Raw genomic sequence first — 11,885 nt, forward strand, 5'->3', positions numbered from 1 at the left:
GGAGGTAAGTTTACTGTGTGAAATCAGTTATCGCCGAAAACCTCGTAAAGACCTATGACAAAGGCACAGTGCGCGCACTTGATGACCTCAGCCTTGATGTAGAAGAAGGAACTGTTCTCAGCGTCCTTGGACCCAATGGTGCAGGAAAAACAACAACGGTCCGAATCTTGTCGACATTGTTACGCCCAGATTCAGGAAAAGCGAGCGTTGCAGGTATCGATGTCATCAAAAATCCCGAAAAAGTTCGTGAGGTAATTGGGCTCTCTGGTCAATATGCAGCAGTAGATGAAATTCTTACCGGTTATGACAACTTGGTGATGTTCGGCGAGCTGTATCACTTGGGCAAGAAACAATCAGTTATTCGTGCAAATGAATTACTCGAGCGCTTCTCATTAACTGAAGCTGCAAAGCGCCCCATCAAGACTTATTCAGGTGGAATGCGACGTCGCCTCGACCTTGCTGCATCACTAATTGTGAAGCCAAAAGTTCTCTTCCTCGATGAACCTACAACTGGCCTTGATCCTCGCGGTCGCCAAGAGATGTGGGGAGTTATCCAGGAACTTGTTAAAGGCGGAGTAACACTTCTACTTACGACGCAATATCTGGAAGAAGCAGATCAGTTAGCTGATGAAATTGCAGTAATTGATACAGGCAAAGTAATTGCTCGCGGTACATCTGATGCACTCAAGAAGCAGGTTGGTGGCGAACGTCTTGAAGTAGTTGTAGAACAGGCCCATGTTGCAAAGACGATGGAAATCGTTGCTGCTGTTAGTGGTCAGAAGCCAGCTCTCGATGAAGGTCTACGTCTGATCTCAGCTCCAGTTTCAACAGGGTCAGCTGCACTCTTTGAAGTACTTAAATCTTTAGATACAGCAGGAATCCACGCACTCGATGTGGGATTAAAGCGCCCATCACTAGATGATGTATTCCTTTCATTGACAGGCCACGTAGCTGAGGAGAAGAGCGCATGAGAGCGTTAAATGACATCTACATCATCACTCGTCGTCAGCTTCTTCTGCTCACCCGAGTTCCTGAAGTTCTCATCTTTTCAACCATTCAGCCGGTCATGTTCGTCTTGCTCTTCCGTTATGTATTCGGTGGATCAATTGAGACAGGACAACCTGGGGGATATGTACAGCTCTTGATGCCAGGAATCTTTGTGCAGACCGTCGCATTTACATTGGCAGGAACTGCTTCTGGCCTTGCTGAAGATATGAAGAAGGGGCTGATCGATCGATTCCGTTCACTGCCTATTTCTCAATCCGCGCTCGTTATCGGACGGACACTCGGTGACTCACTTCTTAACATCGTCGTTCTTGCAGTGATGGGTATTGCGGGTTATCTCGTTGGATGGCGCCCTACAGGCGGTTTATCAAATGTTGTTCTCGGATTTATCTTCTTACTCTTCTTCGGTTACGCACTCTCTTGGGTGGGCGTACTTGTAGGACTTTCAGCAAAAGATGCGCGCGTGGTGCAGAACGTCAGTTTTATCGTGACATTCCCACTGACATTCCTATCGAATGCATTTGCTCCTACAACAGGTATGCCACGTGCACTTCAGTACTTTGCAGAGTGGAATCCGGTATCAACCATGGTTGCGGCGTGCCGCGAACTCTTTGGTCTTGAAAATCAATTTGGCGCTACTGCTGGATCATTTCCAAGTGAGCACCCATTGACCACTTCACTGATTTACATGGTCGTGATTATGGTGATATTTATTCCACTCAGCGTCCGCAAGTACCGTAATTACGCAGACTAGAGAGTGATTAAGCGTAGAACTCTGCTGCTTTAATCTCGACCTTGATTTCGCGACCGTTAGGTGCGGTGTATGAAACAGTTGCACCGATTTCAGCGCCAAGTACTGCTGCACCAAGTGGAGATTTTTCAGAGTAAACATCGAGATCACCTGATGCGATTTCGCGAGAGCCGATTAAGAACTTCATCTCATCTCCTGCAATCACTGCAGTAACAACCATTCCGGCACCAACTTTTCCATCGGCGCTTGCAGGTGGTGTTCCAATATGAGCGTTCTCGAGCATCTGCTTGAGTTGACGGATACGAGCTTCCATCTTTCCTTGCTCATCGCGCGCTGCGTGATAGCCACCGTTCTCTTTGAGATCGCCTTCAGCACGAGCTGCTTCAATCTTTGCAGTGATCTCTTTGCGACCTTCACCTTCGAGGGTCGCGAGTTCAGCAGCTAAACGATCAGCTGCTTCTTGGGTAAGCCATGTCTGTTGTGAACTCATAGTGGGCAATCCTAGCGCGCGCTTTTAAGGGATGAGTCGGCAGCGTTCGATGCCTACATTGACCGCATCTGCACGTGTAGGGATGCTGATTACACGCTGAACATCCTTGGCACCAGCTTCGATGGTGTCTTCAATCTGCCCTACTACGTTCATATCGAAGTCGCGGGCAGCAAGAGTGCAGATAACTTTCTGCGAAGCATCTTCACGATAAATCGAATATCGAATTTCAGGGTTACGAGGATCTTGGGTAATGAATGAAATTAACTCACTTCGTAGCGCAGGTTGGGCATGATGAAGTCCGGCCCACAAAAGCCACGCTGCACCGAGAATTGCAGTGACAGCTGCATATCGAACCCAGGTGCGCGCAGGCTTGATTCCATAACGATCATTGAAATCGAATTGGCTCTTATCCTGCGACATGGGAGAATCTTCTCATGGCTAAAGATGTAGAAGTAGGTGTGGCTGGTTCGCTCACAATGATCGTGCTCTTCACCACGATGACTCTCTTGCTGCGAAATTTCTACAAGCGATTTAAACGTTTCCAAGATAATCCCGCTCCTCTTCAGGAGAATGAGGACAGTGACTAAAAAGCTCCTACAAGCCTTTACTGTGCTTGTACTTGCCTCCATCTTTATCGGACTTGGCATCTGGCAATTACAGAGAGCTCAAGAGATGGATGATCAGAAGAAAGTCTTGGTCGATACAACTATTTATCCTCTGGCGCAGAAGGCAACACCCACCGGAACTATTCCGCCTGAAAGCATTGCAAAGCTAGTAACTACCGAAGGCCATTACATCGCAACCTATAAGGCGCCTAATCAGAAAGATGGATCAGGAAATGTCGCTGACTGGGAAGTTGCCCTTCTCGAAAAAAATGGTGAAAACGCAATTTTGGTGGTGCGCGGATTATGGGCCGATCGTTTAACCAACCCAGAGATCGTGATGGCTAAGCAGATCACCTTGACCGGCACCCTGATGCCGAAACAGAATGATGACCGCGCAGCAAATACTTCCAGCCAACTATCTCGCCTCGATAGTTCAATACTTGTCTCTTCATACCCCGGACAGCTCTACGACGGATTCATCCTTGCTACCAACGAAGTTGTCGACGGTCAGAAAGTTGAACGCGCAAGAATCTCAGCGCCGGAACTTACTTCGGGAGTCCCCGGCTATTACTGGCAACATATTTCCTACGTAGTTGTCTGGTGGTTTATGGCGCTTCTGGTTCTTTGGGCGCCTTTCTACCGTCGCAAGGATTAGGCTGTACTCATGGCAAAGTCAGGCATGGCAAAGACAGGTAATTCAGCGCTGCTGCGCTTTCGAGTGATGGCAATCCTCTGCGGAGTAAATCTCTTGCTCCTTATCTTGGGATACATGCCAGCGAAGTACCTCTTTGATGCCCTCGATAACAACGGCTGGTTGATCGCAATTCCGATTGCCCACGGTTATCTCTACATCGTCTACATCCTGACCGCTCTTCAAATTGGCGTGCAGAAGAAGATGTCACTCTTCTCAATCCTGGGGCTTACCTTGGCCGGAACTCTGCCGGTGGCTTCCTTTATCGCTGAACGCCGAATGGTGAAGAAGTACAGCTAATTCGGTCTTAAGTTAACTCTTGATGACGTCTTTCTGATTAATGGCGTGTCGCACCAAAAGTCCGAATCACTCGTTCTATCTTTTACGAGTCAGAAGCAATCTCCATCTCTTCCCCACCGCATCAGTGATGCGGCTAGTTAAAACTAAAGAGAATGGTTAAGCCTTGGCTACTTCAAAGTCGGCAGCAAGTGCGAAGAGCAACCCCGCACGCAAAACCTATGTCCTTGATACCTCTGTACTTCTGGCAGACCCCGGGGCGATAAAACGATTTGAAGAGCATGAAGTCATCATTCCGATCGCCGTCATTGGCGAACTCGAGACAAAGCGCGATCATCCTGAACTCGGCTACTTCGCCCGAGCAGCTCTGCGCGCCCTCGATGATCTCCGTATTGAACATGGCCGCCTTGATGCACCGCTCACGGTAACTCCCGAAGGTGGCACCCTCTCTGTAGAGCTCAACCACACTGATTTGAGCACACTGCCTCATGGTTTCTTGCGCGATGGAACCAATGATTCGCGCATCCTGGCGATCTCAAAGAACTTGATGTCAGATGGAAAGCACGTTGTCCTTGTCACCAAAGATCTTCCGCTTCGCGTCAAAGCATCATCTGTCGGAGTTGAGGCACAGGAATATCTCGCCGAACTCGTTTCCAATAGCGGATGGACCGGCATCGAAGAGATCTCTGTTGGCCATAACGTGATCGATGAGCTCTATGCCTCAGATCGCGCAGATCATGAATCTGCTCATCAGTATCCGGTTCACACCGGAATCGTTCTTCACTCTGAAAAGGGAAGTGCGCTCGCCCGCGTTACTGCAGATAAGCAGTTGCAGTTGGTCCGTGGAGATCGCCAAGCTTTCGGACTTCACGGCCGATCTGCCGAACAACGAATCGCCCTCGACCTTCTGCTCGATGACAGCATTGGAATCGTGTCGATGGGAGGCCGTGCCGGAACTGGAAAGTCAGCGCTCGCACTCTGCGCCGGACTAGAAGCTGTGATGGAGAAGCGCCTCCATAAGAAGGTAGTCATCTTCCGTCCGCTCTATCCCGTCGGGGGACAAGAGCTTGGATACCTGCCCGGCAGCGAAGGCGAAAAAATGTCGCCGTGGGCTCAGGCAGTCTTCGATACTTTGGGTGCGCTGGTCAGCCAAGCTGTCATCGATGAAGTCATCGACCGCGGGCTGATCGAAGTTTTGCCGCTGACCCATATCCGCGGCCGCTCTCTTCACGACTCATTTGTGATTGTCGATGAAGCCCAATCGCTCGAACGCGGAGTTCTGCTCACTGTCCTCTCCAGAATTGGCCAGGGATCGCGCGTTGTCATGACCCACGACATCGCCCAGCGCGATAACTTGCGAGTTGGCCGCCATGACGGCGTCGTCGCCGTGGTCGAAACGCTCAAGGGCCACCCGCTCTTCGCCCACGTGACCCTGACTCGGTCAGAGCGCTCGCCGATCGCCGCGCTGGTCACTGAGATGCTTGAAGGGCCGCAGGCGTAGAGCGCCTTAAATAGCCCTCTTTAAATGTCACAGTAACAAATCGGACATTTAGGACTTTGCCCTAACTGACCTGCGCTTTTACCTATCCACAGCGTTGGCCTTTCCTGAGAATTTGCGACTCACGCACGACAAAATTTGCGACTCACCCCATCCCTTGCCAGCCTTTACCCATTCCCCCACGGCCTTAGCCTCATTTCGAGGTCGATGAGCCGCGGGGCAAGAGACAGGAAGGAGCAGATCTATGAAGGCACATCTACGCGAGTTCTTCATCGCTCTCTCCACCCTGCGTATCGCCAGGGCAACAAAGCCAGCTCTCTGGACAATCGTCGGCTCGATGCTCTTCATCGCCACCGCCCAGACAACTGCCTACGGTCTTGATTTCCCAATGACAACTCGAATGACCCTTTCAGAGTCAAAGAACCTGACAGTGGCAAAGCTTCCAGACCTTTCGCTGACAACTCAGATCTCTGAGATGGCGTTGGTTGCCGATATCAGCGCGCAGGTCGAAATGGCCCGCAACGAGATGGGCGCCAAGAAGGTCACCAAATCAATCATGGATGCCGAGTACCAATGGGGCGAAGATGAGTACGCATGCCTCAATCGTCTCTGGACTAAAGAGAGCCACTGGAATTACAAGGCTCATAACAGCCGTTCCGGTGCACATGGAATTCCGCAGGCACTTCCTGCAATCAAGATGGAGGTCATCTCCAGCGATTGGCGCACCAACCCAGTTACGCAGATTCGTTGGGGACTTCGCTATATCGATATTCGCTACGAGACTCCATGCCAGGCATGGTCAAAGTTCAAACGTAGCCGTTACTACTAAGACTTAATTTTCTGGCTTTATTCCGATAGTCAGCGGGCGCATAGTTTCCGCAAAGAAATCGTTGCCCTTATCGTCAACAACAATAAATGCTGGGAAGTCGACAACATCAATCTTCCAGACCGCTTCCATCCCTAGCTCTTCAAAATCTAGAACTTCAACTTTCTTGATGCAATCTTGAGCAAGGCGCGCAGCAGGTCCACCGATAGATCCAAGATAGAAACCGCCGTGCTTTGCACATGCATCTGTTACAGCCTTGGAGCGATTGCCCTTTGCCAACATGACAAAGGAACCACCAGCTGCCTGGAATTGATCAACGTATGAATCCATGCGGCCTGCAGTTGTCGGTCCAAATGAACCTGATGCAAAACCTGTTGGAGTCTTGGCAGGACCGGCGTAATAAACAGCGTAATTCTTGATGTAATCAGGAAGCGGCTTGCCAGCATCGAGCATCTCTTTGATCTTTGCGTGGGCAATGTCGCGAGCGACCACAATCGTTCCGGTCAGTGAAACACGGGTCTTTACAGGGTGCTTAGAGAGCTCGGCGCGGACCGCATCCATTGGCTGGTTGAGGTCAATGGCAACAACGTTGTCGTTGAGGTGCTCGTCGGTGGTCTCAGGCAAGAAGTGCGCTGGTTCGGTCTCGAGCTGCTCAAGGAAGATTCCATCCTTGGTGATCTTCGCCTTTGCTTGGCGGTCAGCCGAACATGAGACTGCAATAGCAATCGGCAACGAAGCACCGTGGCGCGGCAAGCGAACGACGCGAACATCGTGACAGAAGTACTTGCCACCGAACTGTGCGCCGATTCCAAGCTTCTGCGTTAACTTAAATACTTCTTCTTCCAACGCTAGATCACGGAATCCGTGGCCAGTTGCAGCATCTCCTGTTGTAGGCAGGTTATCTAGGTAATGAGTACTTGCAAGCTTTGCTGTCTTTACTGTGTGCTCGGCACTTGTTCCGCCGATAACAATTGCCAGGTGATACGGAGGACATGCCGCTGTTCCGATAGAACGTAGCTTTGCATCGAGCCAATTCATAAATGCAGTTGGGTTAAGAACAGCCTTTGTCTCTTGATACAAGAATGACTTGTTGGCGCTGCCGCCGCCTTTGGCGATAAACATAAAGTTGTACTCATCTTGGTGATCGCTATCTGCATAGATTTCGATCTGAGCAGGCAAGTTATTGCCAGTGTTCTTCTCTTCCCACGTTGTTACTGGGGCCATCTGCGAATAACGAAGGTTGAGCTTTGTATATGCATCGTAAACACCTTGAGAAAGTGCGACTTCATCCTTGGAAGTAGTCAGCACATACTGACCCTTCTTGCCCATAATCAGCGCAGTACCTGTGTCTTGGCACATCGGCAGAATTCCACCGGCTGCAATGTTGGCATTCTTCAATAGATCAAGGGCCACAAAGCGATCATTGGCTGATGCTTCTGGGTCTTTCAAAATCTTTGCTAACTGTTCAAGGTGTTCTGAGCGCAGGTAATGCGAAATATCGTGAATTGCTGTTTCAGTCAGAAGCGTGAGAGCAGATGGTTCAACTTGCAGAAATTCCTTATCGCCAAGCTTTACAACGCTAACGCCTTCTTTAGAGACAAGGCGGTACTTCGTTGTATCTGCTCCAATGGGCAGAAGATCTGAGTAAGTAAAATCTGGAGACATTATTCTTCCTCAGCAGCCTCAGAAACCTTAGCCGGCTTCTTTGCTGCGTCTAACTTCTTCTTTGCGCCATCGAGCCACTCTTGGCAGATCTTTGCTAACTCTTCGCCACGTTCCCAGAGCTTGAGTGATTCTTCTAAGGTCGCGCTGCCATCTTCAAGTGATTCAACAATTTCAGCGAGCTCATCGCGTGCTTCTTCATATGAAGGCTTGATTTCGCTGGACTGGGAATCTTTAGTGGCCATGTGCTCAATCTACTCTCTACTTTTTATTCATTCACTGTGGCGCTGGTCTCGCCCTTTGCTACACGGATACGTAAACGAGTACCCGCCTTTGCCTTGGAAGCATCGCGAACAATCGAGCCATCTTCTAACTGCACAACGGCATAGCCACGATCCATCGTTGATTGTGGCGAAAGGGAGCGAAGGTGGTCACGCACGCCCTTTAGTTCCTTCTTCTCGATTTCTAGAAGCGAGGCAAAGCTACGGATAGAACGGTCGCGCCAGCCCTTAATTTCGTCGCGGCGCGTGGTGACCATAACGCTTGGATCCTTCATCACTGGGCGATTGCGTAACTGTGCGATCTGATTGAGTTCGTAATCAATCGTTGAAACCAGGCGGCGATACATGCGATCGCGGATCTTCTCGATATCACTTATCTCTTGTGCAATATCTGGAACAACGCGCTTTGCAGCATCGGTTGGGGTTGATGCTCGGTAATCAGCGACAAGGTCCAGAAGCGGTGAATCCTTTTCGTGGCCAATAGCGCTGACAATCGGTGTGGTGCACGATGCAGCAAGGCGCACTAGTGATTCATCGCTAAAGGGAAGCAAGTCTTCAAATGAGCCACCACCACGAGTGATGATGATGACATCAACTTCGGGGTTGGCTTCTAGTTCAGAGAGCGCTGCAGATACTTCAACAACAGCTGCTGCGCCTTGCACTGCCACCTCGCGGATTTCAAATTGCACTGATGGCCAACGACGTCGTGCATTTTCAACAACATCTTTTTCGGCATCGGTATTGCGACCGCAGATCAGCCCAACAGTTCGCGGCAGGCGAGGCAGTGCAATCTTTCGATCTGAGTTGAAGAGACCTTCAGATGCAAGCTTCTCTTTGAGAGCTTCAAGACGTGCAAGTAATTCGCCCACACCCACTTGGCGAATCTCTTTGGCAGACATTGTGAGCGAACCATTTTTGGTAAACCACGATGGCTTTGCATGGATAACTACGCGCGCATTTGCCGGCAGCGGTTGAACACTTGCTAAAACAGTTTTGTAACACATCACCGAGATACTCATATCGGCGCTGGTATCGCGCAGGCGCATAAAGGCCATTCCGCCGCTGCGTTCATTGAGTTCAGATATCTCGCCCTCAATCCAGATAGGGCCCAAGCGATCGATGTACTCCTTGATGGCTTCAGAGACCACCCGCACTGGCGCGGGGGATTCACTTGAAGTTTCGAACATAGCGAGAGCCTAATAGACTGCGCGACATGAGCAAGAGAGTTCTTCTAGCCGCGCCACGTGGATATTGCGCAGGCGTTGACCGCGCAGTTGTGGCTGTTGAAAAGTCACTCGAACTCTACGGAGCTCCGGTCTATGTCCGCAAAGAGATTGTCCATAACAAGCATGTGGTCTCAACCCTCGAACAACGCGGCGTCATTTTTGTTAACGAGACCGATGAAGTTCCTGAAGGTGCAACCGTTGTCTTCTCAGCACACGGCGTATCTCCTGCAGTGCATGAAGCAGCAGCGGCTCGTAACCTCAAGACCATCGATGCAACATGCCCACTTGTGACCAAGGTCCATAACGAGGTTAAGCGTTTTGCAGATGATGAAACTGAAATCTTGCTTATCGGCCACAATGGCCACGAAGAAGTTGAAGGAACTGCCGGTGAAGCTCCCGGAAAAGTTCGCATCGTCGACGGTTTAGATGAAGCGCGCACAATTCAGCCAACACCGGGAAAGAAGTTGGTCTGGCTTACTCAGACAACCCTTTCGGTTGATGAAACTATGCAATCTGTTGCAATCCTTAAGGATCGTTTCCCAGAGATCGCTAACCCGCCATCAGATGACATTTGCTACGCAACACAGAATCGCCAGGAAGCGATTAAAGCGATTGCCCCACAGGCCGACCTTGTGATTGTTGTGGGATCAACTAACTCTTCTAACTCAGTCCGCCTCGTAGAAGTTGCACTCGAATATGGTGCAAAGGCTGCCTATCTCGTGGACTACGCAGCTGAGGTAAAGGATGAATGGTTCGTGGGCGTTGAAACTATCGGTGTGACAAGTGGCGCATCAGTTCCAGAAATTCTCGTTGATGATCTTCTCAAGCACTTGAGCACACATGGCTACGGTGATGTAGAAGAAGTCCGTGCAACGGAAGAGACTTTGTTATTCGCTCTTCCTAAAGAGCTCCGTGCAGATTTAAAGAGCGCTAAGCAGTAGCTTCTAAACGCTTTGAAGGACGGTTCTTCGCTTTTTCGTTGAGGAACATAAACCAGCTGTAGAGCGCACTAATAAGTAAGAACGGTGCAACGCTGGCAAGAGATGCGATGAAATCAATTCCAACGCGTGATGGACGAAGACCATCGCTCATAATTGTGTAGATAAGTGTTGTTGCTGCATAGGCAAGTGGTGGAGTAACTGCTGATACGTAGCGAGTTCCTGTGCGACCGTATGCAACGCCACCGTAGGTAACGAGGCAGATAACCAGGCCTGAAAGGATTCCTGCGCCGCTGCGGATCCACATTTCGAGCCAGACAAATACGAAGATAAAGAAGGATTGCAGAACAACAACGCCTTGCTTCTTGAGTCCAGGACCTGAGAGCGCTGGTTTCTTTACTGCTGTTGCCATTTCTTACTCCTCTACTACTTCTACATCAATGAAATCGTCGCCATCCAAATCAGGATTGGCGAGATCAGGGTTATTGAGCGCTCGAACATCTGCAGGTGCATCAGGATATTCGATTGCGAGCTTCTCTTTATCACCTGTAACTCCGAGCTTATGAATGCGTCGAGCAGGTGAGAGAACAGTCTTTTCAGCTGTTGGGACTAAATCTTCATACGCCTTAGAAGTTGAGTTAATCGCCTTACCGACAGCAACAATTTTGGTGTGAAGAAGAGTGATGTTCTTGAGGAATGTAGCCGCAACCTTGGTGATGTCATCAGCGTTTTCGGCTAATTGGTTACGAGTAAAGATATGTCCGACGGTGCGAAGCAGAGCCATTGTGGTTGTCGGTGTGGCAAGTGTGACGCCGACTTTAAATGCCTTTTCGAGCAGTGTGGGATCGATACGAAGTGCCTCTGCCAGAAGGGTTTCAAAAGGAAGGAAGAGAACGACGAAATCAGGTGAACCTTGTGACTTGTGATAACCGCGCTTTGATAGAGCATCAACGTGCTTGAGTAAATCTTTTGTATGTAGCGCTAAGAGTTCATCGCGCTGCCCTTGATCTTCAGTGCCGAAAGCTTCGAGGAAGCGATCAAAAGGAAACTTGGAGTCGATAAATAACTTTGAACCACCAGGCATGCGTACGGTGATGTCAGGGATACCTGAAGAATCAGAATCTGTCGTAGATCGCTGTGCATCGTATTCGTGGCCCTCGCGAAGACCGGCTTGTTCAAGAAGTAGTTGTAGCTGTGCTTCGCCAAATTTTCCGCGAGTCTGAGAACTAGCAAGTGCGCCAGCGATCTTTTTTGTCTCATCAAAGAATGTTGTCGATGCTTTACGCATTTCATCGATGGTGCTAACCAATTGTGTTTCGGATGCAATTCTTTTCTCAGCAGCTTCTTGCGATTGCGTGCGCATACGTTCGACAGTTGCCTTCATCTCTTCCATCTGCGTTGCAATCTTGGTATCTGCTTGCGACTTTTCTTCGGCAGCTTTGAGACGTTCATCAGATGCTTTAAGAAGCACCTTCACATCATTGAGTTCTTGCGCCAATGAATCGGAAGAGCCCGCAGAATTTTTAATCCGAGAAATCCAGATACCGAGGCCCAACCCAAGAAAGAGGCCGATAATCAGAGTTATTAAGGTCACGAGTGCGCTGGACATGGGGCA

15 protein-coding genes are annotated in these 11,885 nt (G+C 49.8%); 8 read left to right on the forward strand and 7 right to left on the reverse strand.

The features are described 5' to 3' along the window. Nucleotides 1-17: 17 nt before the first annotated feature. Both AC8GFK_RS00830 and AC8GFK_RS00835 read left to right on the forward strand, forming a co-directional pair. On the forward strand, nt 18-971 hold the full coding sequence (locus tag AC8GFK_RS00830; RefSeq protein WP_506625341.1) for an ATP-binding cassette domain-containing protein: 954 nt from the start codon (nt 18-20) through the stop codon (nt 969-971). Then, nucleotides 968-1,759, forward strand: a complete 792-nt coding sequence (locus tag AC8GFK_RS00835) for an ABC transporter permease (RefSeq protein WP_506625342.1) — start codon at nt 968-970, stop codon at nt 1,757-1,759. Before AC8GFK_RS00830 ends, AC8GFK_RS00835 begins: the two co-directional genes overlap by 4 nt. A gap of 7 nt (nt 1,760-1,766) precedes the next feature. Here the strand turns inward: AC8GFK_RS00835 and greA are convergent, their stop codons facing one another. Continuing rightward, nucleotides 1,767-2,246 (reverse strand): transcription elongation factor GreA, encoded by a 480-nt coding sequence (gene greA / locus AC8GFK_RS00840; RefSeq protein ID WP_095673063.1) that lies wholly within the window; start codon nt 2,244-2,246, stop codon nt 1,767-1,769. Between the two features lie 24 nt (nt 2,247-2,270). After that, entirely contained in the window at nt 2,271-2,666 is a 396-nt protein-coding gene (locus AC8GFK_RS00845) for a DUF4307 domain-containing protein (RefSeq protein ID WP_506625343.1), read from the reverse strand. A gap of 14 nt (nt 2,667-2,680) precedes the next feature. On the opposite strand from AC8GFK_RS00845, the gene AC8GFK_RS00850 reads away from it, so the two are divergent. The 5 genes from AC8GFK_RS00850 to AC8GFK_RS00870 all read left to right on the forward strand — a co-directional run bounded on the left by AC8GFK_RS00850 (nt 2,681) and on the right by AC8GFK_RS00870 (nt 6,166). Next, nucleotides 2,681-2,833, forward strand: a complete 153-nt coding sequence (locus tag AC8GFK_RS00850) for a hypothetical protein (RefSeq protein ID WP_190277013.1) — start codon at nt 2,681-2,683, stop codon at nt 2,831-2,833. Further along, entirely contained in the window at nt 2,826-3,506 is a 681-nt protein-coding gene (locus AC8GFK_RS00855) for an SURF1 family cytochrome oxidase biogenesis protein (RefSeq protein ID WP_506625344.1), read from the forward strand. Before AC8GFK_RS00850 ends, AC8GFK_RS00855 begins: the two co-directional genes overlap by 8 nt. A gap of 9 nt (nt 3,507-3,515) precedes the next feature. After that, entirely contained in the window at nt 3,516-3,842 is a 327-nt protein-coding gene (locus AC8GFK_RS00860; protein WP_506625345.1) for a DUF3817 domain-containing protein, read from the forward strand. A gap of 163 nt (nt 3,843-4,005) precedes the next feature. Then, complete coding sequence (gene phoH2, locus AC8GFK_RS00865; RefSeq protein WP_506625346.1) at nt 4,006-5,340, forward strand: RNA 5'-3' helicase PhoH2; 1,335 nt, start codon at nt 4,006-4,008, stop codon at nt 5,338-5,340. A gap of 241 nt (nt 5,341-5,581) precedes the next feature. Beyond that, nucleotides 5,582-6,166: an aggregation-promoting factor C-terminal-like domain-containing protein gene (locus AC8GFK_RS00870; protein ID WP_506625347.1), complete on the forward strand. Its 585-nt coding sequence runs from the start codon at nt 5,582-5,584 to the stop codon at nt 6,164-6,166. A gap of 3 nt (nt 6,167-6,169) precedes the next feature. Here AC8GFK_RS00870 and AC8GFK_RS00875 read toward each other — a convergent pair whose 3' ends face one another. From AC8GFK_RS00875 to xseA, 3 genes are read right to left on the reverse strand one after another with little or no spacing between them, the layout of a single operon-like run. Next, nucleotides 6,170-7,828 (reverse strand): fumarate hydratase, encoded by a 1,659-nt coding sequence (locus tag AC8GFK_RS00875; RefSeq protein WP_506625348.1) that lies wholly within the window; start codon nt 7,826-7,828, stop codon nt 6,170-6,172. Further along, nucleotides 7,828-8,070, reverse strand: coding sequence for an exodeoxyribonuclease VII small subunit (locus tag AC8GFK_RS00880; protein ID WP_506625349.1), 243 nt, complete (start codon nt 8,068-8,070; stop codon nt 7,828-7,830). The genes AC8GFK_RS00875 and AC8GFK_RS00880 overlap by 1 nt, the downstream gene beginning before the upstream one ends. Before the next feature lie 23 nt (nt 8,071-8,093). After that, nucleotides 8,094-9,293: an exodeoxyribonuclease VII large subunit gene (gene xseA / locus AC8GFK_RS00885; RefSeq protein WP_095673071.1), complete on the reverse strand. Its 1,200-nt coding sequence runs from the start codon at nt 9,291-9,293 to the stop codon at nt 8,094-8,096. Between the two features lie 26 nt (nt 9,294-9,319). Between xseA and AC8GFK_RS00890 the strand changes: the two genes are divergently transcribed. Then, nucleotides 9,320-10,273, forward strand: a complete 954-nt coding sequence (locus tag AC8GFK_RS00890; RefSeq protein WP_506625350.1) for a 4-hydroxy-3-methylbut-2-enyl diphosphate reductase — start codon at nt 9,320-9,322, stop codon at nt 10,271-10,273. Here the strand turns inward: AC8GFK_RS00890 and AC8GFK_RS00895 are convergent. Both AC8GFK_RS00895 and AC8GFK_RS00900 read right to left on the reverse strand, forming a co-directional pair. Then, nucleotides 10,263-10,682 (reverse strand): hypothetical protein, encoded by a 420-nt coding sequence (locus AC8GFK_RS00895; protein ID WP_506625351.1) that lies wholly within the window; start codon nt 10,680-10,682, stop codon nt 10,263-10,265. The two genes, AC8GFK_RS00890 and AC8GFK_RS00895, sit on opposite strands and share 11 nt — an antisense overlap. A gap of 3 nt (nt 10,683-10,685) precedes the next feature. After that, complete coding sequence (locus AC8GFK_RS00900) at nt 10,686-11,879, reverse strand: DNA recombination protein RmuC (RefSeq protein ID WP_506625352.1); 1,194 nt, start codon at nt 11,877-11,879, stop codon at nt 10,686-10,688. Nucleotides 11,880-11,885: the final 6 nt, after the last annotated feature.

The sequence above is a fragment of the Planktophila turicensis (SeqCode) genome, assembly GCF_965234405.1.
Taxonomy (GTDB): domain Bacteria; phylum Actinomycetota; class Actinomycetes; order Nanopelagicales; family Nanopelagicaceae; genus Planktophila; species Planktophila turicensis.